This window comes from Kitasatospora sp. DSM 101779 (assembly GCF_025655475.1).
Lineage (GTDB): Bacteria > Actinomycetota > Actinomycetes > Streptomycetales > Streptomycetaceae > Kitasatospora.
The window spans coordinates 6,128,147-6,149,275 of sequence record NZ_JAHTIK010000001.1 but is presented as its reverse complement, the minus strand read 5'-3'; the positions used below and the strand labels follow the sequence as shown (position 1 = coordinate 6,149,275).

Annotated in this window: 20 protein-coding genes; 2 read left to right on the top strand and 18 right to left on the bottom strand. The window is 72.9% G+C overall.

Translation table 11 applies throughout. The annotated features are described in order from the left end of the window. Positions 1–14: 14 nt before the first annotated feature. The gene (locus KSNIM_RS27975) at positions 15–236 is read right to left on the bottom strand and encodes a DUF6296 family protein (RefSeq protein ID WP_263105892.1); all 222 of its coding nucleotides are present in this window, start codon (positions 234–236) and stop codon (positions 15–17) included. A 153-nt stretch (positions 237–389) separates the two neighbouring features. Here KSNIM_RS27975 and KSNIM_RS27970 point away from each other — a divergent pair, with 153 nt between their 5' ends. Together KSNIM_RS27970 and KSNIM_RS27965 are read left to right on the top strand one after the other, a co-directional pair. Continuing rightward, complete coding sequence (locus tag KSNIM_RS27970; protein ID WP_263105891.1) at positions 390–1,316, top strand: hypothetical protein; 927 nt, start codon at positions 390–392, stop codon at positions 1,314–1,316. Between the two features lie 79 nt (positions 1,317–1,395). After that, complete coding sequence (locus KSNIM_RS27965) at positions 1,396–1,908, top strand: GNAT family N-acetyltransferase (RefSeq protein WP_263105890.1); 513 nt, start codon at positions 1,396–1,398, stop codon at positions 1,906–1,908. Positions 1,909–2,619: 711 nt separating this feature from the next. Here the strand turns inward: KSNIM_RS27965 and KSNIM_RS27960 are convergent. The 17 genes from KSNIM_RS27960 to KSNIM_RS27885 form a co-directional block, all read right to left on the bottom strand. Further along, entirely contained in the window at positions 2,620–3,108 is a 489-nt protein-coding gene (locus KSNIM_RS27960) for a hypothetical protein (protein WP_263105889.1), read from the bottom strand. A 52-nt stretch (positions 3,109–3,160) separates the two neighbouring features. Beyond that, positions 3,161–4,618 carry an aldehyde dehydrogenase family protein gene (locus KSNIM_RS27955; RefSeq protein ID WP_263105888.1) on the bottom strand — a complete coding sequence of 486 codons (1,458 nt, stop codon included), beginning with the start codon at positions 4,616–4,618 and terminating at the stop codon, positions 3,161–3,163. Between the two features lie 68 nt (positions 4,619–4,686). Further along, on the bottom strand, positions 4,687–5,553 hold the full coding sequence (locus KSNIM_RS27950) for a helix-turn-helix domain-containing protein (protein WP_263105887.1): 867 nt from the start codon (positions 5,551–5,553) through the stop codon (positions 4,687–4,689). A 298-nt stretch (positions 5,554–5,851) separates the two neighbouring features. Then, on the bottom strand, positions 5,852–7,312 hold the full coding sequence (locus KSNIM_RS27945) for a glutamate synthase subunit beta (protein WP_263105886.1): 1,461 nt from the start codon (positions 7,310–7,312) through the stop codon (positions 5,852–5,854). Then, complete coding sequence (gene gltB, locus KSNIM_RS27940) at positions 7,305–11,915, bottom strand: glutamate synthase large subunit (RefSeq protein ID WP_411543784.1); 4,611 nt, start codon at positions 11,913–11,915, stop codon at positions 7,305–7,307. The genes KSNIM_RS27945 and gltB overlap by 8 nt, the downstream gene beginning before the upstream one ends. A gap of 483 nt (positions 11,916–12,398) precedes the next feature. Next, a complete protein-coding gene (locus KSNIM_RS27935; RefSeq protein WP_263105885.1) occupies positions 12,399–13,139 on the bottom strand; it encodes a VIT1/CCC1 transporter family protein in 741 nt (246 codons plus the stop codon). A 207-nt stretch (positions 13,140–13,346) separates the two neighbouring features. Next, positions 13,347–14,279: a prolipoprotein diacylglyceryl transferase gene (lgt, locus tag KSNIM_RS27930; protein ID WP_263105884.1), complete on the bottom strand. Its 933-nt coding sequence runs from the start codon at positions 14,277–14,279 to the stop codon at positions 13,347–13,349. A gap of 96 nt (positions 14,280–14,375) precedes the next feature. Then, positions 14,376–15,209, bottom strand: coding sequence for a DsbA family protein (locus KSNIM_RS27925; protein WP_263105883.1), 834 nt, complete (start codon positions 15,207–15,209; stop codon positions 14,376–14,378). Positions 15,210–15,301: 92 nt separating this feature from the next. After that, entirely contained in the window at positions 15,302–15,820 is a 519-nt protein-coding gene (locus tag KSNIM_RS27920) for a MauE/DoxX family redox-associated membrane protein (protein ID WP_263105882.1), read from the bottom strand. A 149-nt stretch (positions 15,821–15,969) separates the two neighbouring features. Then, the gene (locus tag KSNIM_RS27915; RefSeq protein ID WP_263105881.1) at positions 15,970–16,236 is read right to left on the bottom strand and encodes a hypothetical protein; all 267 of its coding nucleotides are present in this window, start codon (positions 16,234–16,236) and stop codon (positions 15,970–15,972) included. Positions 16,237–16,476: 240 nt separating this feature from the next. After that, positions 16,477–17,286, bottom strand: a complete 810-nt coding sequence (trpA, locus tag KSNIM_RS27910) for a tryptophan synthase subunit alpha (protein WP_263105880.1) — start codon at positions 17,284–17,286, stop codon at positions 16,477–16,479. A gap of 2 nt (positions 17,287–17,288) precedes the next feature. After that, entirely contained in the window at positions 17,289–18,536 is a 1,248-nt protein-coding gene (gene trpB / locus KSNIM_RS27905) for a tryptophan synthase subunit beta (RefSeq protein WP_263105879.1), read from the bottom strand. 48 nt (positions 18,537–18,584) lie between these two features. Continuing rightward, positions 18,585–18,737 (bottom strand): tryptophan biosynthesis modulator TrpM, encoded by a 153-nt coding sequence (trpM, locus tag KSNIM_RS39480; protein ID WP_411543783.1) that lies wholly within the window; start codon positions 18,735–18,737, stop codon positions 18,585–18,587. An 8-nt stretch (positions 18,738–18,745) separates the two neighbouring features. Then, a complete protein-coding gene (gene trpC / locus KSNIM_RS27900; protein WP_263105878.1) occupies positions 18,746–19,552 on the bottom strand; it encodes an indole-3-glycerol phosphate synthase TrpC in 807 nt (268 codons plus the stop codon). A 282-nt stretch (positions 19,553–19,834) separates the two neighbouring features. Beyond that, positions 19,835–20,266: a DUF2752 domain-containing protein gene (locus tag KSNIM_RS27895; protein WP_263105877.1), complete on the bottom strand. Its 432-nt coding sequence runs from the start codon at positions 20,264–20,266 to the stop codon at positions 19,835–19,837. A 126-nt stretch (positions 20,267–20,392) separates the two neighbouring features. Beyond that, the gene (locus KSNIM_RS27890) at positions 20,393–20,650 is read right to left on the bottom strand and encodes an HGxxPAAW family protein (protein ID WP_263105876.1); all 258 of its coding nucleotides are present in this window, start codon (positions 20,648–20,650) and stop codon (positions 20,393–20,395) included. A gap of 111 nt (positions 20,651–20,761) precedes the next feature. Further along, the coding region (locus tag KSNIM_RS27885) for a Trp biosynthesis-associated membrane protein (RefSeq protein ID WP_263105875.1) at positions 20,762–21,129 on the bottom strand (368 nt) is incomplete at its 5' end.

Sequence of the window (21,129 nt, the reverse complement as noted above, 5' to 3'; positions counted from 1 at the left end):
CGGCCGGGAGCGGGTCAGGCACGGCGGCGGACGGTGGAGGGCGGCGTGAGTTCCTGGCGGCCGCCGGTGGCGAGCATCCGGACCTCGTCGCGGTCGCTGATCTCGGCGCGGACGATGCCGCTGTCGTCGGTGTACACCGGGTGACCGCCGGGGCCGAGTGTGCCGGTGGGGTGCACCACGACGATGTCCTCGGTGTCCTGGCCGGGGTGCGGGAACGACAGTTCGTACTCGGTCATGGGGCACCTCCTCGGGCCGCGCGGGTGCGGGACCGCTCACCAGTGTCGCGCCGCGGGACGGTCCGCGCGCCCCGGGAGCGGGGGCGGAACCCGTCGGCGGGGTGCTGCGTCCCACTGCCGTTCGGTTGGTTCGTACCGGTAGGGGGTCCTCGGATGCGCAGGGGTGTGGTGGCGGCGGCGCTGCCGGCAGTGCTGGTGGTGTGGGTGCTGGCGGGCTGCGGCAGCACGGTGGTGCGCGGCGGCCCGGCGGAGGGCGGCGCCACGGCGGACGCGCCCGCGCGGCAGCGGGCGGCCGAGGTGGCGGCGGCGTGGCCGGGGTCGGCGCAGGAGAAGATCTGGAAGTCGGGCTACTACCCGGTGGGCGTACCGGCGGAGTGGCTGCCGCAGGACGCGTTCCACAGCGGTGCGGACAAGGACGCGTACCAGTCCGGGCGGCTGGTGCTGGCGGGCGGGCTGCCGCAGACGTTCTCGGGGCTGACCCAGGTGCGGTGGGCGGACGGTTCGCAGCTGACGCTGCCGCTGCGGTCGGCGGATGCCGTGTTCCGGTCGCTGACGGAGGGCAGGCCGGGGTGCAACGACGGCTGTGAGCGGCCGCTGAAGGTGACGGGCGCGGAGCCGGGGACGCGGGAGGTGTCGACCAGCCGCGGGCGGGCGGAGATCCCGGTGTGGCGGTTCCGGATCGCCGGGTACGCCGATCCGTTCACCTACCCGGCGGTGGAGTCGCAGCAGCCGCCGTCCGGGCCTGCGAAGGAGGTGCCGGGGGCGCGGCCGGCGGCGTTCTCGTCGGTGTCCGCGGACGGGCGGACGGTGACGGCGGGGGTCGCGCACGGCAGCTGCGAGCGGGTGGAGCGCACCGAGGCGTACGAGACGGGCGCGGCGGTGGTGCTGATCGCCCGGGTACGGTCGACGGTGCCGCCCGGGACGGTGTGCGACCTGGCGGCGCACGTCTCGCCGGCGCAGTTCCGGCTGGCCGGCCCGCTGGACGGCCGGGTGGTGCTGGACCTGGCCACGGGCGCACCGCAGGTGCCGACGGGGGCCGTGGACGGCGGGCCGGCGCGCGGCCAGGACGGCGGTCAGTAGGAGACCGTTCCGGGCCCTGGAGTGGCGGGCCGGGCGGGGGCAGGATCGGACCCTCTGCGAGAAGGGGCGGTGGTTCTTCGTGTGGCGTACCGAGCGGCTGGTGCTGCGACTGTGGGAGCCGGGGGACGCGGCGCGTGCCCTGGACCTGTACGGGCGGTGGGAGGTGGCCCGCTGGCTGGGGGCGCAGCCGCGGGTGCTGGCGGACGAGGCGGAGGCGCTGGCGCTGATCGAGCGGTTCCGGGGGCGGTCGGCGGACCCGCGGTACGGGGTGTGGGCGGTCGAGCGGGCGGACACCGGGGTGGTGGCCGGTTCGGTGCTGCTGGTACCGCTGCCGGACGGGGACGGCGAGGTGGAGGTGGGCTGGCACTTCCACCCGGACTCCTGGGGCCGGGGCTTCGCCACCGAGGCGGCACGGGCCGCCGTGGCGAAGGGCTTCGCGGACGGGCTGCCGGAGATCCGGGCGGTCGTCCGGCCGGGCAACGAACCCTCGGCAGCGGTCTGCCGCCGCCTGGGCATGGAACCCCTGGGTCGCACCACCCGCTGGTACGGCACCGAACTGGACGAGTTCCTGCTCGACGCGGGCAACCACTGAGGGACGCTCGGGGCGGCACCTCAGGGGCGCGTGGGGGCACCTCCCGGCCGAAGGCTGGGCGGAGACCTGCGCAATCCGAGGAGGGTGGACGGCGGCGTAGATCGGCCCACCCGGACATGCACGTTTCGCCCCATCCGCAGTGCGCAGTTCCCCGCGCCCCCAGTCGGTACCCCCATCAGGTGGGTGGGCGGCACCTCAGGGGCGCGTGGGGGCACCCCCCGGCCGAAGGCTGGGCGGAAACCTGCGCAATCCGAGGAGGGTGGACGGCGGCGTAGATCGGCCCACCCGGACATGCACGTTTCCCCCATCCGCAGTGCGCAGTTCCCCGCGCCCCCAGTCGGTACCCCCATCAGGTGGGTGGGCGGCACCTCAGGGGCGTGTGGGGGCACCTCCCGGCCGGAGGCTGGGCGGAGACCTGCGCAATCCGAGGAGGGTGGACGGCGGCGTAGATCGGCCCACCCGGACATGCACGTTTCGCCCCATCCGCAGTGCGCAGTTCCCCGCGCCCCCAGTCGGGTACCCCCATCAGGTGGGTGGGCGGCACCTCAGGGGCGCGTGGGGGCACCTCCCGGCCGGAGGCTGGGCGGAAACCTGCGCAATCGGGAGGTGACTCTCCTGCCGAACCCGGCCCACCCATGGCCCGAACGGTGGCCCATCCGCAGTGCGCAGTTCCCCGCGCCCCCAGTCGGTACCCCCATCAGGTAGGGGGCATCACGTCAGGGGCGCGTGGGGGCACCTCCCGGCCGGAGGCTGGGCGGAGACCTGCGCAATCGGGAGGTGACTCTCCTGCCGAACCCGGCCCACCCATGGCCCGAACGGTGGCCCATCCGCAGTGCGCAGTTCCCCGCGCCCCTGGTCGGCGTGCGGTGGCCCTCCGATCCAGCCTGCGGCCAGGTCGCGCAGTCGGGCGAGGGCGTCCTCCGCGGAGGTGAGGACGGAGATGTGGCCGTCGTCGGGGCGGATGGCGGCCGCGGAGGCGATGTCCCGGCCGGGGCGGGGTGTGGAGGCGCCGTAGCCGGGGCGGCCGTGGGAGACGAAGCGGATGCCGAGCCGGGTGGCGGCGGGCAGCAGCGGCTCGGGCGGTGTGCCGAGGTTGGGCGTGCCGTGGGGCCGGACGACGGTGAGGGCGGCGTCCGCGGGCCCGCTGTCGTAGGTCCGGAGGGTGCGACCGCCGGGCAGGGCGAACTGATGGTCCGTCATGGCGCGTACGCTGCCGGCCGGGGCCGACAGCGGGCCCCGGCCGGTGTGCGGGTCAGAACGGGAAGCGGCTGCGGCCGTGCTGGATGGAGATCCACTTGACGGTGGTGAAGGCCTCCACGGTGGCGTCGCCGTTGAGGCGGCCGAGGCCGGAGTTCTTCTCGCCGCCGAAGGGGACGATCGGCTCGTCGGCGATGGTGCCGTCGTTGATGTGGATCATGCCGGTCTCGATCCGCTGGGCGAAGCGGACGCCGCGCTCGATGTCGCCGGTGTGGACGGCGCCGCTGAGGCCGAACGGGGTGTCGTTGGCGATCTCGACGGCCTCGTCGTCGCCGTCGAAGGGCACCACCACGACGACCGGGCCGAAGATCTCGCGCCGCAGCACGGGGGCGTCGTGCGGGACGCCGGTGAGGACGACCGGGTCCATGAGGGTGCCGACGGTGGTGCCGCGGAGCAGCACCTCGGCGCCGCCGGCGACGGCCTCGTCGACCTGGGAGGTGATGGCGTCGGCCTGGGCGGAGTTGATGAGCGGGCCGATGTCGGTGGCCGGGTCCTGGGGGTCGCCGACGGTGAGGGTGCGGATCTTGGCGACGAACTTGGCGGTGAACTCGTCGAGGACGGAGCGGTCGACGAGAACGCGGTTGGCGGCCATGCAGACCTGGCCCTGGTGGGCGAAGCGGCTGAAGACCGCGGCGTCGACGGCGTAGTCGAGGTCGGCGTCGTCGAGGACCACGAGGGCGCTGTTGCCGCCGAGTTCGAGGACGGTGCGCTTGAAGTGGGAGGCGGCGACGGTGGCGACGTGCCGGCCGACGGCGTCGGAGCCGGTGAAGGCGATGACCTTGGGGACGGGGTGCTCGATGAAGGCGTCGCCGATCTCGGCGATGTCGGTGAGGACGACGTTGAGCAGGCCGGCGGGCAGGCCGGCGTCCTCGAAGAGCTTGGCGATCAGGGTGCCGCCGGTGATCGGGGCGTCCTGGTGGGGCTTGAGGACCACGCCGTTGCCGAGGGCGAGAGCGGGGGCGACGGCCTTGAGCGAGAGGAACAGCGGGAAGTTGAACGGGCTGATGACGCCGACGACGCCGACCGGCAGGCGGTAGAGGCGGTTCTCCTTGCCGTCGACCGGGGAGGGCAGGATGCGGCCCTCGGCGCGCAGCGAGAGCTGCATGCACTCGCGGAGCATGTCCTTGGAGAGGGAGATCTCGAAGGCCGCCTTGAGGCGGGTACCGCCGAGCTCGGCGATGATCGTGTCGGTGATCTCCTGCTCGCGGTCCTCGAGGAGCCGCAGGGCGCGCTCGAAGACGAGGCGGCGGGTGTACGGGTTGGTAGCGGCCCAGGTGCGCTGGGCGCGCTGGGCGGCCCGGTACGCCTGGTCGACCTCGTCGGCGGTGGCGACGGTGATGGCGGCGAGCTTCTCCCCGTCGTAGGGGTTGATGTCGACGATGTCCCACGAGCCGCTGCCGGGGCGCCACTGGCCGTCGATGTACTGCTGCGACAGTTCCGTGAAGTGAGACATCCGCTGCCTTTCGGTGAGGTCCGCCCTCGCGACCGGATTTGACGGAACCTCATCCTACTGACCGACGATCAGATGTCCTGGAGAACGGACCGGAGAAGGGCGAGTGAACGCTCGGGCGACAGGCTCGCCGCACTGAGCCGGCGCAGCGCTGCGGCGTACTCGGCGACCTCGGCCGGCCGGTCCAGGTAGAGGGCGCTGGTGAACTGCTCCAGGTAGACGACGTCGGGCAGTTCGGCCTCGGTGAAGCCGAGGACGGAGAACGCGCCGGCCTCGGCGCCGGGCAGGTCGGTGCCGAGCGGCACCACCTGCAGGGTGACCTCGGGGCGGGCCGCGGCGTCGATGAGGCGCTGCAGCTGGCCGCGCATCACCTCCGGGCCGCCGCAGGGACGGCGCAGCGCGGCCTCGTCGATGACGGCGTGCAGGGCGGGGGTGCGGCCTCCGGCGAGCAGTTGCTGGCGGCGCATCCGGACGGCGACCCGGCGCTCGACCTCCTGCGCGGTGGCGTGGTGCCGGCCGAGCAGGACGACGGCGCGGGCGTACTCCTCGGTCTGCAGCAGCCCGGGGACGAACTGGATCTCGTAGCTGGCGATCGAGGCGGCGGCCTCCTCCAGGCCGAGGTAGGTCTGGAACCAGGTCGGGACGACGTCCTCGTAGCCGTGCCACCAGGAGACGGCGTTGGCCTCGGCGACCAGGCCGAGCAGGGTGGTGCGCTCCTCGCCCTGGTCGACGCCGTAGAGGGTGAGCAGGTCGGCGACGTCGCGCTCCTTGAAGCCGACCCGGCCGAGCTCCATCCGGCTGATCTTCGACTCCGACGCCCGGATCGAGTAGCCGGCCTCCTCTCGGGTCACGCCGCGGGCCTCGCGCAGCCGCCGCAGCTGGGAGCCCAGCAGCAGCCGGTGCGCGGTCACCCCGCCGCCCGTGTGGAGCATGCTCATCGCGCCGACCTCCGTGTCCGGTGGGGCAGTTGCCCGTCGGGCGCAGTCTGCCACCAGGGTCGGACAGCGGGAAGGGCGCGCCGCGCCGCTCCCAGCCGATTGCCAGGAAAGCCGTGGGGCGCACGCGTGGTGCGGGCCGTCGGCATGCCGACGGCGGGCGTCGGCGGGCCCGAACAGCAGGCAGCGCCTGCCCCCAACTGGTCGGGGAGTGGGCAGGCGCTGCAACCGCAGGATCCCGGCGGCTCTGGCGGGTCGCGGTGTTACTGCAGCCGGAGTTGTCTCCGGTAGTTACGGGGTGTCAGACCACCAGGGGGCGGTCCGTCGGGCGGATCGGGGCGGGCAGCGGGGTCTTGCCGCCCAGGTACTTGTCCACCGCGGCTGCGGCGGAGCGGCCCTCGGCGATCGCCCAGACGATGAGCGACTGGCCGCGGCCCGCGTCACCGCAAACGTACACGCCCTCGACGTTGGTGGCGAACTTGCCGTCACGGGCGACGTTTCCGCGGTTGTCCAGCTCGACGCCGAGCTGGTCGACCAGGCCGTTCTTCACGTCGGTGCCGGTGAAGCCCATGGCCAGGGTGACCAGCTGGGCCGGGATGGCCCGCTCGCTGCCGGGCACCTGCTCGAACCGGCCGTCCTTGAACTCGACCTCGACGAGGTGGAGCTGCTGGACGTTGCCGTCCTCGTCGCCGCTGAAGTGGGTGGTGGAGACGGAGTAGATCCGCTCGCCGCCCTCCTCGTGCGCGGAGGTGACCTTGTAGGTCATCGGCATGGTCGGCCAGGGCTGGTGGCCGGGGCGCTCCTCGCTGGGCCGCGGCATGATCTCCAGCTGGGTGACCGAGGCCGCGCCCTGGCGGTGGGCGGTGCCGACGCAGTCCGCGCCGGTGTCGCCGCCGCCGATCACGACCACGTGCTTGTCCTTGGCGCTGATCGGGGAGTCGACGTAGTCGCCCTCCTGCACCTTGTTGGCGAGCGGCAGGTACTCCATGGCCTGGTGGATGCCGGCCAGCTCCCGGCCCGGGACGGGCAGGTCGCGGGCGGTGGTGGCGCCGGCCGCGATGACGACCGCGTCGAAGCGCTCGCGCAGCTGCTGGCCGGTGATGTCCTCGCCGACGTGGACGCCGGTGCGGAAGCGGGTGCCCTCCGCGCGCATCTGCTCGATGCGGCGGTTGATGTGCCGCTTCTCCATCTTGAACTCGGGGATGCCGTAGCGCAGCAGGCCGCCGATGCGGTCGGCGCGCTCGTACACGACCACGGTGTGGCCGGCCCGGGTGAGCTGCTGGGCGGCGGCCAGGCCGGCCGGGCCGGAGCCGACGACGGCCACGGTCTTGCCGGACAGGCGCTCCGGGACCTGCGCGGCGACGCCGCCGCGGTCCCAGGCCTTGTCGATGATGGTGACCTCGACGTTCTTGATGGTCACCGCGTCCTGGTTGATGCCGAGGACGCACGCCGACTCACAGGGCGCCGGGCAGAGGCGGCCGGTGAACTCCGGGAAGTTGTTGGTGGCGTGCAGGCGCTCGATGGCGCCCGTCCAGTCGTCCCGGTAGGCCAGGTCGTTCCACTCGGGGATGAGGTTCCCGAGCGGGCAGCCGTTGTGGCAGAACGGGATGCCGCAGTCCATGCAGCGGCCGGCCTGCTTGGTGATGATCGGCAGGAGGCTGCGCTCGACGTAGACCTCGTTCCAGTCCCGCAGACGGACGTCCACGGGACGGCGCTCGGCCAGCTGCTTCGGGGTGGTCAGGAAGCCCTTCGGGTCAGCCATGTGCCGCCTCCATCATCTTGCGAGTGGTCTCGGACTCGGAGAGCCCGTCGCGCTCAGCGGCATCCTTGGCGGCGAGCACAGCCTTGTAGTCGGTGGGCATGATCTTGGAGAAGCGGGAGACGCCGCTGCCCCAGTCGGCGAGGAGTTCGGCGGCCACGGTGGAGCCGGTCTCCTCGTAGTGCTGCTGCACGGTCTCGCGCAGCCAGTCGCGGTCCTTGGCGTCCGGGGCCTCGATGCCGACCATGCCGCCGTTGACGTTGGCCGGGCGCAGGTCGAGGACGAACGCGATGCCGCCGGACATGCCCGCCGCCAGGTTGCGCCCGGTCTCGCCGAGGATCACGACCCGGCCGCCGGTCATGTACTCGAGGCCGTGGTCTCCCACGCCCTCGACGACCAGTGTGGCACCGGAGTTGCGGACGGCGAAACGCTCGCCGGCCTTGCCGCGCAGGTGGACGCGGCCGCTCGTGGCGCCGTAGCCGATGGTGTTGCCGGCGATGACGTGGTTCTGCGCGTCGGCGCCGATGGCCGCGGCGTCGCGGGCCGGGCGGACGACGATGACGCCGCCGGACAGGCCCTTGCCGACGTAGTCGTTGGCGTCGCCCTCCAGCCGCAGGGTCACGCCCTTGGGCACGAAGGCGCCGAACGACTGGCCGGCGGAGCCGGTGAAGGTCACGTCGATGGTGCCCTCGGGCAGGCCTTCGCCGCGGTACTTCTTGGTCACCTTGTGGCCGAGCATGGTGCCGACCGTGCGGTTGACGTTGCGGATCGGCAGCTGGATCCGGACGGCCTCGCCGCGCTCCAGGGCGTCCTCGGCCAGCTCGATGAGCTGGTTGTCCAGGGCCTTGTCGAGCGAGTGGTCCTGCGCGGTGGTGTTGTGCAGGGCCGCGCCCTCGGGCAGCTCGGGCACGTGGAACAGCGGCGCCAGGTCGAGACCGGCGGCCTTCCAGTGGCCGATCGCGGCCTCGGCGTCGATGTGCTCGGCGTGGCCGACGGCCTCCTCGATCGAGCGGAAGCCCAGCTCGGCGAGGATCTCGCGGACCTCCTCCGCGATGAACTCGAAGAAGTTCACCACGAACTCCGGCTTGCCGGAGAAGCGGTCGCGCAGCACCGGGTTCTGGGTGGCGACGCCGACCGGGCAGGTGTCCAGGTGGCAGACACGCATCATGATGCAGCCGGAGACGACCAGCGGGGCGGTCGCGAAGCCGAACTCCTCGGCGCCCAGCAGGGCGGCGATGACGACGTCGCGGCCGGTCTTCAGCTGGCCGTCGGTCTGCACGACGATCCGGTCGCGCAGGCCGTTCAGCAGCAGGGTCTGCTGGGTCTCGGCGAGGCCGAGCTCCCAGGGGCCGCCCGCGTGCTTGAGCGAGGTGAGCGGCGAGGCGCCGGTGCCGCCGTCGTGGCCGGAGACCAGCACCACGTCGGCGTGCGCCTTGGAGACGCCCGCGGCGACGGTGCCGACGCCGACCTCGGAGACCAGCTTCACGTGGATGCGGGCCTCGGGGTTGGCGTTCTTGAGGTCGTGGATCAGCTGAGCCAGGTCCTCGATGGAGTAGATGTCGTGGTGCGGCGGCGGGGAGATCAGGCCGACGCCCGGGGTGGAGTGCCGGGTCTTGGCGACCCACGGGTACACCTTGTGGCCGGGCAGCTGGCCGCCCTCGCCGGGCTTGGCGCCCTGGGCCATCTTGATCTGGATGTCGTCCGCGTTGACCAGGTACTCGCTGGTGACGCCGAAGCGGCCGGAGGCGACCTGCTTGATCGCGGAGCGGCGCTCCGGGTCGTACAGGCGGTCCGGGTCCTCGCCGCCCTCACCGGTGTTGGACTTGCCGCCGAGGCGGTTCATCGCGATGGCGAGGGTCTCGTGCGCCTCGCGCGAGATGGAGCCGTACGACATGGCGCCGGTGGAGAAGCGCTTGACGATCTCGGAGACCGGCTCGACCTCGTCGATCGAGATCGGGGTGCGGTCCTTGGCGTCCAGCTTGAACAGGCCGCGCAGCGTCATCAGGCGCTCGGACTGCTCGTTCACCCGGGAGGTGTACTGCTTGAAGATGTCGTACCGCTTGTTGCGGGTGGAGTGCTGCAGGCGGAAGACGGTGTCCGGGTCGAACAGGTGCGGCTCGCCCTCGCGGCGCCACTGGTACTCGCCGCCGATCTCCAGCGCGCGGTGCGCGGCCGGGATGCCGGAGGCCGGGTACGCCTTGGCGTGGCGGGCGGCGGTCTCCTTGGCGATCTCGTCCAGGCCGATGCCGCCGAGCTTGGTGGTGGTGCCGGCGAAGTAGCCGTCGACCAGCTCCTGGGAGAGGCCGATCGCCTCGAAGACCTGGGCGCCGCGGTACGAGGCCACGGTGGAGATGCCCATCTTCGACATGACCTTCAGCACGCCCTTGCCGAGCGCCTTGATCAGGTTCTTGATGGCCTTCTCGGGCTCGACGCCCTGGATGAAGACGCCCTGGGCGACCAGGTCCTCGACGGACTCCATCGCCAGGTACGGGTTGACCGCGCCGGCGCCGTAGCCGACCAGCAGCGCGACGTGGTGGACCTCGCGGACGTCGCCGGCCTCGACGATCAGGGACACCTGGGTGCGCTGCTTGGTGCGGATCAGGTGGTGGTGGATCGCGGAGGTGAGCAGCAGCGACGGGATCGGCGCGTGCTCGGCGTCCGAGTGGCGGTCGGAGAGGACGACGATGCGGGCGCCGTCGGCGATCGCGGCGTCGGCCTCGGCGGCGATCTCTGCCAGGCGGGTGGCGAGACCGGCGCCGCCGGTGGAAACCTTGTACAGGCCGGACAGTGTGACGGCCTTCAGGCCGGGCTGGTCGCCGTCGGCGTTGATGTGGATCAGCTTGGCCAGCTCGTCGTTGTCGATCACCGGGAAGGTGATGCCGACGGAGCGGCAGTGCGAGGGCTGCGCGTCGAGCAGGTTGCCCTCGGGGCCGAGGTTGCTCAGCAGCGAGGTGACGAGCTCCTCGCGGATGGCGTCCAGCGGCGGGTTGGTGACCTGCGCGAAGAGCTGCACGAAGTAGTCGAACAGCAGGCGCGGCTTCTCGGAGAGCGCGGCGATCGGCGAGTCGGTGCCCATCGAGCCGAGCGCCTCGGCGCCGGTCTTGGCCATCGGCGCCAGGATGACGCGCAGCTCCTCCTCGGTGTAGCCGAAGGTCTGCTGACGGCGGGTCACCGAGGCGTGGGTGTGGGCGATGTGCTCGCGCTCGGGGAGCTTGGCGAGCTGGATCTGCCCGGCGGCGATCCACTCCTCGTAGGGGTGCTCGCCGGCGAGGGCGGACTTGATCTCCTCGTCCTCGACGATGCGGCCCTCGACCGTGTCGACCAGGAACATCTTGCCGGGCTGCAGGCGGCCCTTCTTGGCGACCCGCTCCTGCTCGATGTCGAGCACGCCGACCTCGGAGGAGAGGACGACGAGGCCGTCCTCGGTGACCCAGTAGCGGGCGGGACGCAGGCCGTTGCGGTCGAGGACCGCGCCGACCTGGGTGCCGTCGGTGAAGGTGACGCAGGCCGGGCCGTCCCAGGGCTCCATCAGGTTGGAGTGGTACTGGTAGAAGGCGCGGCGGGCCGGCTCCATGGTGGCGTGGTTCTCCCACGCCTCCGGGATCATCATCAGCACCGCGTGCGGCAGCGAGCGGCCGCCGAGGTGGAGCAGCTCCAGGACCTCGTCGAAGGAGGCCGAGTCGGAGTGGTCCGGGGTGCAGATCGGGAAGATCCGCTCCAGACCCTGCCCGTTCGCGTTGGCGGGGATGAGGTCGGTGGCGAGCTGGGACTCGCGGGCGGTCATCCAGTTCCGGTTGCCCTTGACCGTGTTGATCTCGCCGTTGTGCGCGACGAAGCGGTACGGGTGGGCGAGCGGCCAGCTCGGGAAGGTGTTGGTCGAGAACCGCGAGTGCACCAGGCCGACGGCGGAGGCGTAGAGCCGGTCCGACAGGTCGGGGAAGAAGGGCTCCAGCTGGCCGGTGGTCAGCATGCCCTTGTAGACGATGGTGCGGGCGGACAGCGACGGGAAGTAGACGCCGGCCTCGCGCTCGGAGCGCTTGCGGACGACGAAGGCGACCCGGTCGAGCTCGATGCCGGCCTTCTCGCCGTGCGAAACGAAGAGCTGGCGGAAGCGCGGCATGACCGAGCGGGCGGTGGCGCCGAGCAGGTCCGGGGTGACCGGGACGTCGCGCCAGCCGAGGACGGTCAGGCCCTCCTCGGCGGCGACGGCCTCGATGGCGGCGACCGCGGCGGCGTCGGCGGCGTCCTCGTCGGGGAGGAAGGCGATGCCCACCGCGTAGGAGCCGGCGGCCGGCAGCTCGAAGGAGACCTTGGAGCGCAGGAAGGCGTCCGGGATCTGGGTCAGGATGCCCGCGCCGTCACCGGAGTCCGGCTCGGCGCCGGTGGCGCCGCGGTGCTCCAGGTTGCGCAGGACGGTCAGTGCCTGGTCGACGACAGTGTGGTCGGCGATGCCGGTCAGCGTGGCGACGAAGCCGACGCCGCAGGCGTCGTGCTCGTTTCGCGGGTCGTACAGGCCCTGAGCAGCAGGTCGCGCATCCGGAACGAGCGCGTACGGGCGGTTGGCCTGCGCGGGCTCGTTGGCGGAGTGCATGGATGCAGACAGCATCGGCTCTCCCGTCGTCGTCTTGTGGCTTGGGAGCACACCGTCCGGCCGGGGGCCGGAGGGGCTTGGTGCATTAAGGGACGACGTTGGCCCTCTGCGATTTTTCGTGCAGGTTACATGATGCCGGAGATCTTGCGAAGTGGAACAAGGCGTCCACATGGCGGACATAACCCGCAGGTCAGCGGCGGTTACCGGTTAGTAGGACCGGCCCGGTGCAACGCGCAACGGTGCGCGTGTTTCCACCAGTGTGCCCAACGGTCGCGCGGGTGAAACAGAGCCGAAACGCCCTGTCCATGCACGCGTCGACACCACTCCTGCGATTCCATCCCTTACGGCCGAACGCCGGAATGGAATCGAGGGCCGGAAGCCGCCGCGGCGAGCGTAGAACAGGCACGGACCACCGGCCCATGTGTGGAACGTCACCCGCCGCACGGCATATCCATGCGGTGCGCTGTGGCATCACACGAGCTGCGGCATCGCACGAGGTCAGCCGAGCTGTCCGCCGATCAGCCGGCCCAGCAGGAAGGTCAGCCCGGCGGCCGCACCGCCCAGCGCCAGCTGCCGCAGTCCGCTGAACCACCAGCTGCGCGCGGTCACCCTGGCGACCACGGCGCCGCACAGGAACAAGCCCGCCGCGGAGGCGATCAGGGCCGGCCAGAGCGCGGCGGCGCCCAGCAGGTACGGCAGCAGGGGCAGCAGCGCGCCCAGCGCGAAGCAGGCGAAGGAGGAGGCGGCGGCGACCAGCGGCGAGGGCAGGTCGTCCGGGTCGACGCCCAGCTCCTCACGGGCGTGCACCGCGAGGGTCTGCTCCGGATCGCGGGACAGCTGCCGGGCCACCTCGTGCGCCAGCTCCGGCTCGACGCCCTTGGCCACGTACAGCTGGGCGAGTTCGGCGAGCTCGCCGTGCGGGTTGCGGCGCAGCTCGATCCGCTCGGCCTCGATCTCCGCCTCCACCAGCTCCCGCTGGGAGGCGACCGAGGTGTACTCCCCCGCCGCCATCGAGAAGGCGCCGGCGGCGAGACCGGCCAGGCCGGTGAGGATGACCGCGCTGCGGCCGGCGTCGCCGCCGACCACGCCGCTCACCAGGGCGAGGTTGGAAACCAGGCCGTCCATCGCGCCGAAGACGGCGGGCCGCAGCCAGCCCCCGTTCACGTCGCGGTGGTGTCCCTCCTCGGGGATCCGCGGCTTCGGCTCCTCGGTGGCGGTCGGGTGTATCGCGGTGCTCATGGGTCGGGCCCCCCTGTCGGACGTCCCCCTGCACAGCCGGACACGGCGCCGTCGCCGTGGGCCTGGGCAGGGTTGCCCGCAGGGCTCTACGCATCGAACGTAGCCCGTTGACCTGCGACTTTCCAGCAAAGTAAGGCTGTCCGAACATGCCGGCGGCCGCCCTCCACGCGGGGTGGCGGGCGGCCGTCGGGCAGACGTTCGGGCAGGTCAGACGGGCTGCTCCGGGGCGGCGTCGGCCGGCGCGGCGGTGCGCTCGGCGCCGCTGGCGCTGTCCGAGGAGTGGGACGGGTCGTCCTCGGCCGTCTCGGCACGGGCCGCCGGGTCGATGGAGTCCGGGGCCTCCCGGCCGGGGCGCAGCCGCGCGGAGACCACCAGGTAGGCCACGGCCGCCACGAAGACCACGATCGAGGTCCAGTCGTTGAGGCGCAGGCCAAGGATGTGGTGCGCCTCGTCGATGCGCAGGTACTCGATCCAGAACCGGCCGACGGTGTACGCGGCGACGTACAGGGCGAAGGCCCGGCCGTGGCCGAGGGTGAAGCGGCGGTCGGCCCAGATGACCAGCAGGGCCACGCCGATGCACCAGAGCGACTCGTACAGGAAGGTGGGGTGGAAGACGCCCTCGATCAGGGTGCCGTCCGACTCCACCTTGTGGATCTCCAGGCCCCAGGGCAGCGTGGTCGGCTTGCCGTACAGCTCCTGGTTGAACCAGTTGCCCCAGCGGCCGCAGGCCTGGGCGAGCGCGATGCCGGGCGCGATGGCGTCCGCGTAGGCGGGCAGCGGCACGCCGCGGCGGCGGCAGCCGATCCAGGCGCCGACCGCGCCGAGCGCGATCGCACCCCAGATGCCGAGGCCGCCCTCCCAGATCTTGAAGGCGTTCCACGGATTCTTGCCGTCGCCGAAGTACAGCTGGTGATCGGTGATCACGTGGTACAGCCGGCCGCCGACCAGGCCGAAGGGCACGGCCCAGACGGCGATGTCACCGACGGTGTGCTTGGCACCGCCCCGGGCGACCCAGCGCTTGCTGCCGAGCCAGACCGCGACGACGACGCCGATGATGATGCAGAACGCGTAGGCGCGCAGCGGGACCGGCCCCAGGTAAAGGACGCCCCGCGACGGGCTCGGGATGTATGCGAGATCCATGACAGGGTCGACGCTACCGTGTCCCGGCCGCCGGATCGGCACCGGCGCGGGTCACAGCTTCCGAACGGTCGCGGGGCGGCCCGGGCGGCCGACCGGTCAGGGGGTGGCCGCGGCGCTCGGGGCCTGGGCGGCCGGTGAGCCGGTGGTGCCGAGCTTCTTGCCCTGGTTGGCCTCGTCGACCCACTTCACGAGGTTCTCCGGGGAGATCTGCTCGTCGCCCTTCTTCGGGTAGATCGGGGTGCCGTTCAGGGTCAGGGTCGGCGTGGACTTGAAGCCGGACTTGTCGAAGTCCTGCTGGACGGCGGAGACCCAGTCGCCGTAGGTGTTGTCGTTGACGCAGGCCCGGAAGGCCGGGGTGTCCAGGCCCGGGACCTGCTTGGCGAGGTCGATCAGGGCCGCCTTGTCGCCGTAGGTGTCGGCGGTCTCCGGCGGCTGGTTCTTGTAGAGGACGTCGTGGTAGGCGCGGAACTTGCCCGCGTCCTGCGCGCAGGCGAGGGCGTTGGCGCCGTACTTGGAGCCCTTGCCGCCGAGCGAGCGGTCGATGAACGACACGATGTGGTAGTTCACGGAGAGCTTGCCCGCGTCCTGCAGTTCGTTGACCGTCTGGACGAAGGACTGCTCGAAGCTGCCGCAGGCGGGGCAGCGCGGGTCCTCGTAGACGGTGAGCACGGAGGGGGCGTCGGCGGCCCCCGAAGGGATGACGAGGTTCTTCTCGCCGATGGTGCCCGTGGGGGTGGCGGTCGGCGTCTCCGGCGTGGAGCGCTCGTTCTGCACGATCACGCCGGTGACGACCGCGGCGGCGATCACGGCGATCGCGACGGCGCCGACGATCAGCTGCTTCTTGCGGCGGCCGCGGGCCTCGTCGGCGGCCCGCTGCTGCAGCATCCGCTCGCGGGCCGTGCGCTTTCCTTCTCGGTTCTTGTCGCTCATGGGTGCTGTTTCCAAGGCCGTGTCCGGGTCGTCGGAGGGATGCGGGGTGTCCCCGCGGGGTCGGGTTCCGGCGGGACGCCGGGCGGGGCGGGTCAGGCGGCGGCGAGCCAGGAGTCGACGGAGAACTTCGTCCTCGGCCGGAAGACCAGCCAGAGGGCGAGCAGGAGGAACCCGGAGTCGCGGAGGATCTCCTGGAAGTACTCCGTCTTGGAGGCGTCGATCGCGCCGCCGCCGCCGAAGCAGCCGCAGTCGATGGAGATGCCGCGGGCCCAGGCCGAGGCGATGCCCGCGATGAAGGTGAGCAGCAGCAGGGCGGAGACCGCGGCGACCAGCCTCGTGCCGAGGCCGATCAGCAGCAGCAGGGCGAGCGCCAGCTCCAGGAACGGCAGGCCGTAGCCGACCGGCTTGACCAGCGACTCGGGCAGGATCTCGTAGGCGCGGACGGCCTGGGCGGCCTCGGCCGGATCCGCGACCTTGGCGAGCCCCGCCCAGCCCCAGACCACCGCGAGGCCGAGCCGGGCGGCCAGCCCGATCCATTCGGTGGCCGGCCCGGAGAGCATCCGGCGGAGCCCTCCGTCGGCGTGCGGCCGGATCGTCTGCGGACTTGCCATGGCTCTCCCCCTGGGCATGTGCGGCTCGGTGCGGCGGGCCGCGGCGGGCGGCCCCTGACGGATGAACCGTAGAGGAAGAAGTACGGTTCCTCCGCATTGACGAATTAAGCCGAAAGGGTGAGATTTTCGCCGCTGATGTCCGGCTTGTTCTACCGGGTCTGACGATCCGTCCGGCCGCAGCGGCCCGCCGGCGTGTCGGCGGCGGCGGCCGGTCGCCCGTCCGGGCCCGCCGCCGGGCCACCGAGCTCGGCGAGGGCCGCCGCGGCGGCGAGGCAGGCCCGGGCGTCCCGGGCCGCCTGTTCGGCACCGCGTCTGGCCAGCGCCTGTCCGGCCGAGGTCTGCACCCCGAGGGCCGCTCCGAGGGCGAGGGCGGCGGCCGCCGCGCGGATCAGGACGGCACGGTGCAGGAACGGCACGGGCGGGCCTCTCGACGGTCGGGGCGGTTGCAGGGTGCACGAACCACGGAGTGCGGACGGCACCGTCAACCCGTCCCTCCGCTCAACGCGGGTCAATCGCACCCGATGCGCCGAGCACCCACTCTCCACTCGTCCGGGTGAACCGCACGCGCGACGGGAGCACGTCGCCGAGCGTCCGGGTACGCCGGCGGCCCGCCGCCTCACGGGAGGCGACGGGCCGTCGGTCGGAGCGGGCCCGGGCTACCGGCGGCGCACTCCGGCCGCGAGGTCGGCGGCGAGCGCCCGCACGGCGTCCAGGGCCGCGACGTCGTCGCCGTCGGCGTCCAGGATCCTCTGGACGAAGGCCGAGCCGACGATCACGCCGTCGGCGAAGCCGGCGACCTCGGCCGCCTGCTCGGCGGTGGAGACGCCGAGGCCGACGCAGACCGGCAGGTCGGTGGTGGCCCGGGTGCGGGCGACCAGGTCCTCGGCGAGGTTGCCGACCTGGGCCCGGGTGCCGGTGACGCCCATGACCGCGGCGGCGTAGACGAAGCCCGAGCCGGCCGCGGTGACCTCTGCGAGGCGGGCGTCCTTGCTGCTGGGGGCGACCACGAACACGGTGTCCAGACCGTGCTCGCCCGCCGCCTTGCGCCACTCCTCGGACTCCTCGACCGGCAGGTCGGGCAGGATGCAGCCCGCACCGCCGGCCGCCGCCAGGTCGGCGGCGAACCGGGCGACGCCGTAGCGGTCGACCGGGTTCCAGTACGTCATGACCAGCACCGCGGCCCCGGGGTGGGCGGTGGAGACCTCGGCGACGGTGTGCAGCACGTCCTTGATCCGGACGCCGCCACGCAGCGCGATGTCGTCGGCGGTCTGGATGGTCGGGCCGTCCAGCACCGGGTCGGAGTGCGGCAGGCCGACCTCGACGACGTCGCAGCCGCCCTCGATCAGGGCGTTGATCGCGGCGATGCCGCCGTCGACGGTCGGGAAGCCGGCCGGCAGGTAGCCGATCAGCGCGGCGCGGTCCTCCGCCTTGGCCGCGGCCAGGGCGCTGCTGAGCTTGGATGCCATGGTCAGTTGCCCTCGCCGCTCTCGGTGGTCGCCTGGTCGTAGAGGCCGAAGTACTCGGCTGCGGTGTGCATGTCCTTGTCGCCGCGGCCGGAGAGGCTGACCAGGATGGTCGCCTCCGGGCCGAGCTCGCGGCCGAGCTCCAGGGCGCCGGCCAGCGCGTGGGCGCTCTCGATGGCCGGGATGATGCCCTCGGTGCGGGACAGCAGGCGCAGCGCCTGCATGGCGGCGGCGTCGGTGACCGGGCGGTACTCGGCGCGGCCGGTGTCCTTCAGCCAGGCGTGCTCGGGGCCGACTCCGGGGTAGTCCAGGCCCGCCGAGATGGAGTGCGACTCGATGGTCTGGCCGTCCTCGTCCTGCAGGACGTAGGTGCGGGAGCCGTGCAGCACTCCGGGGTCGCCCTTGGTGAGGGTGGCGGCGTGGCGCGGGGTGTCGGCGCCCTCGCCCGCGGCCTCGCAGCCGATCAGGCGGACGCCGGTGTCCGGGATGAACTCGTGGAAGATGCCCATCGCGTTGGAGCCGCCGCCGACACAGGCGACGACCGCGTCGGGCAGCCGGCCGGTGCGCTCCAGGACCTGCTCGCGGGCCTCGACGCCGATCACCCGGTGGAAGTCGCGGACCATCATCGGGAACGGGTGCGGGCCGGCGACGGTGCCGAACAGGTAGTGGGTGGAGTCGACGTTGGCGACCCAGTCGCGGAACGCCTCGTTGATGGCGTCCTTGAGGGTGCGGCTGCCGGACTTCACGGCGACGACCTCGGCGCCGAGCATCCGCATCCGGGCGACGTTCAGCGCCTGGCGCTGCGTGTCGACCTCGCCCATGTAGATGGTGCAGTCGAAGCCGAACAGCGCGCAGGCGGTGGCGGTGGCCACGCCGTGCTGGCCGGCGCCGGTCTCGGCGATGATCCGGGTCTTGCCCATCCGCTTGGTGAGCAGGGCCTGGCCGAGCACGTTGTTGATCTTGTGCGAGCCGGTGTGGTTGAGGTCCTCGCGCTTGAGCAGGATCCGCGCGCCGCCGGCCTCGGCGGAGAACCGCCGGACGTCGGTGAGCGGGCTGGGCCGGCCGGTGTAGTCCTTGAGCAGCGCGTCGAGCTCGGCGGTGAAGGCCGGGTCGGTCTTGGCCTTCTCGTACTCCTCGGCGACCTGCTCGACGGCGGCGACCAGGGCCTCCGGGATGAAGCGGCCGCCGTAGGCGCCGAAGTAGCCGCGCGCGTCCGGGACGTGGGCGCCCGGCAGGTAGTCCTTCTCGGACATGGTGAAGCGTCCTTCTGGGTCGATGGAATGGCAGGCGGGGGCGGCCGGTCAGCGGCCGCGCGTCCTGCGCCATCGACGGCCCGGCACCTGCCCGGGCTCGCAGCCGATCACGTAGCGCACCCGCCGCCCGAGCACCCGGCGTGCGGGCGCGCGGCAGCCGCGCGGGCGGCAGCCGGGGGCGAGGCGGGAGGCGAGTTTCACGGCAGCGGTCAGCCCTTGTGGCGGAGGGCCGGGTGGGCGCCGGCGGCGACCAGGTCGGCCACTGCGGCCTTCGGGTCCCTGCCGGTCACCAGGGACTCGCCGACCAGCACCGCGTCGGCACCGAGGTTGGCGTACTGGATGACGTCGAGCGGGCCGCGGACACCGGACTCGGCGACCTTGACGATCCCGGCCGGGATCGCGTCGACCACGTTGCCGAAGGTGTTGCGGTCCACCTCGAGGCTCTTGAGGTTGCGGGCGTTCACACCGATGATCTTCGCGCCGGCGTCCACCGCGCGGGCGATCTCCTCCTCGTCGTGCACCTCGACCAGCGGGGTGAGCCCGATCGACTCGGCCCGCTCGACGAGCGAGACCAGGGCCGGCTGGTCCAGGGCCGCGACGATCAGCAGCGCGAGGTCGGCGCCGTGCGCGCGGGCCTCCCACAGCTGGTACGCCGTGACGATGAAGTCCTTGCGGAGGATCGGGGTGTCGACCGCGGCACGGACCGCGTCGAGGTCCGCGAGGGAGCCGCCGAAGCGGCGCTGCTCGGTCAGCACGCTGATCGCGGCGGCGCCGCCGGCCGCGTAGTCCAGCGCCAGGGCGGCGGGGTCGGCGATCGCCGCCAGTGCGCCCTTGGAGGGGCTGGAGCGCTTGACCTCGCAGATCACCCGGACGCCGTCGCCGCGCAGCGCGGCCACGCCGTCCTTGGCCACCGGCGCCTTGGCGGCGAGCTCCTTGAGCTCGTCCAGGGACACCCTGGCCTGTCGCTCGGCGAGGTCCTCCCGGACCCCGTCGATGATCTCGTCGAGCACACTCACGCGAGCGCCCCCATGTCGTCTGCTGGCTGGGTGCCGGGAGGTGCGGAGGAATCCGGACCCGCCCGGCCTGGCTGTGCGGTCAAAAACCTCGGGGGCGTTTCGCACGAACCGGTGAGGATGGTGTGCGGATGCGCCCCCGTTGGCCCTTCGATGGTATCGGGCGCAGAGGGCGCAGGGCGCATCCGCCCGGCGCGCGTCTCGCGGAGCGGACCACGTGGCGGTGGGCGGACGGCGCCGGGCGGCGGGCGCGCCGGTCCGTGCCGGCGGCGGCAGGAGGGCAGGTCAGACCAGTGGCGGTGCCAGGCCGGCGCCGGCGGGCAGGTTGCGCAGCACGGTGAAGACCGCCAGCAGCACGGCCAGCAGCACCGTCTGCGGGAGGGTGACGGCGAACCTCGGCGGCGCGCCGCCGGTGAGGGCGGCCCACAGCCAGCGGAGCCAGAACACCGCCGCGGCCGCGGCCAGCACCATGACCAGCAGGTTGTCGTGGCCGGCCGCGTTCAGGTCCCCGTGGGTCAGCGCGTGCACGCAGCGCAGGCCGCCGCACCCGGGGCAGAACCAGCCGGTCGCCTGCAGCACCGGGCAGGTCGGGTAGTGGCCCGGCGCGTTGGGGTCGACCGCGGCGACGTACGCGGTGGGCAGCCCGACGGCCACCAGCGCCGCCAGCGGGCGGGCCAGCCGGCGGCCGAGCGGGGCAGGGAGGACGGGAGCGTTCACGCCGCCGATTCTCCTCCCCCGTCCGCCGCGTCCGGCGCAGGGCCGCGCGGTACCCGTGGCGTGCCGGACGTGCGCGCGCCCCCGGTCACGGCGGGTGACCGGGGGCGCGGCGCTGCGGCGCAGGTGTCAGGCGGCGCTGACGGGGGTGCGCTCCTCGGCGGCCGGGGCGGCGGCGGGGGCGAAGTGCGGGCTCGGCTGCTTGCCCATGCCGGCCATCGACATCGCCTTGCCGACCACGCCGGCGGCCACCACGATCACGAGGCCCACGACGACGAGCAGCACGTTGGGGATGATCATGGCGACGCCGCTGACCGTGAAACCGATGAAAGCGATGGTCACGCCGGTCCAGGCGGCGGGAGTGTGGCCGTGCGCTGCTGCCGACATCTGTTGGTGCTCCTTGTTCTCCGGATCCCGGCCGCGCACCTCGGGGTGCCCGACGGGTTGACCCTTCCATTGTGCCGGGCCCTCACGCCCGTCCCCAAGGCGGGCCCCGGGTCAGTCGGTGGGATCTTCGCCACGGTCGAGGGCCTTCCACAGCTCTGCGGACCGGTCGGTGGGCCGCGGCCTGGCGGCCGCCGTCGCGGTCGGCGCCTCGTAGCGGGCGCCCATCGCCGGCCAGCTGCGGCCGGACCGGACGGTCAGCAGGCCGGCCAGGGCCAGCAGCACGCCGCCCGCGGCGGCCACCCAGGGCCAGAAGGTCCGGGTGATCTGCTCGGCCTGGGCGCCGGCCAGCGCGAGGCGTCCGGCGGCCTCCGCGTCCAGCCCCGCGGTGTCGGTGGCGCCGATGACCGCGCCGGCGACCACGCCGAGGCCCGCCACCACGGCGAGCACGCCGACCGCCGTCCGGGCGGCGCCGCGGACGG

Excerpts from the sequence above, each read along its gene's own strand:
- KSNIM_RS27890 (WP_263105876.1), bottom strand. The coding sequence starts at position 20,650 with ATGTCGGCAGCAGCGCACGGCCACACTCCCGCCGCCTGGACCGGCGTG.
- KSNIM_RS27920 (WP_263105882.1), bottom strand. The coding sequence starts at position 15,820 with ATGGCAAGTCCGCAGACGATCCGGCCGCACGCCGACGGAGGGCTCCGC.
- trpA (WP_263105880.1), bottom strand. The coding sequence starts at position 17,286 with ATGGCATCCAAGCTCAGCAGCGCCCTGGCCGCGGCCAAGGCGGAGGAC.
- KSNIM_RS27945 (WP_263105886.1), bottom strand. The coding sequence starts at position 7,312 with ATGGCTGACCCGAAGGGCTTCCTGACCACCCCGAAGCAGCTGGCCGAG.
- KSNIM_RS27925 (WP_263105883.1), bottom strand. The coding sequence starts at position 15,209 with ATGAGCGACAAGAACCGAGAAGGAAAGCGCACGGCCCGCGAGCGGATG.
- KSNIM_RS27975 (WP_263105892.1), bottom strand. The coding sequence starts at position 236 with ATGACCGAGTACGAACTGTCGTTCCCGCACCCCGGCCAGGACACCGAG.
- trpB (WP_263105879.1), bottom strand. The coding sequence starts at position 18,536 with ATGTCCGAGAAGGACTACCTGCCGGGCGCCCACGTCCCGGACGCGCGC.
- KSNIM_RS27960 (WP_263105889.1), bottom strand. The coding sequence starts at position 3,108 with ATGACGGACCATCAGTTCGCCCTGCCCGGCGGTCGCACCCTCCGGACC.
- KSNIM_RS27950 (WP_263105887.1), bottom strand. The coding sequence starts at position 5,553 with ATGAGCATGCTCCACACGGGCGGCGGGGTGACCGCGCACCGGCTGCTG.
- KSNIM_RS27935 (WP_263105885.1), bottom strand. The coding sequence starts at position 13,139 with ATGAGCACCGCGATACACCCGACCGCCACCGAGGAGCCGAAGCCGCGG.
- lgt (WP_263105884.1), bottom strand. The coding sequence starts at position 14,279 with ATGGATCTCGCATACATCCCGAGCCCGTCGCGGGGCGTCCTTTACCTG.
- gltB (WP_411543784.1), bottom strand. The coding sequence starts at position 11,915 with ATGCTGTCTGCATCCATGCACTCCGCCAACGAGCCCGCGCAGGCCAAC.
- KSNIM_RS27970 (WP_263105891.1), top strand. The coding sequence starts at position 390 with ATGCGCAGGGGTGTGGTGGCGGCGGCGCTGCCGGCAGTGCTGGTGGTG.
- KSNIM_RS27955 (WP_263105888.1), bottom strand. The coding sequence starts at position 4,618 with ATGTCTCACTTCACGGAACTGTCGCAGCAGTACATCGACGGCCAGTGG.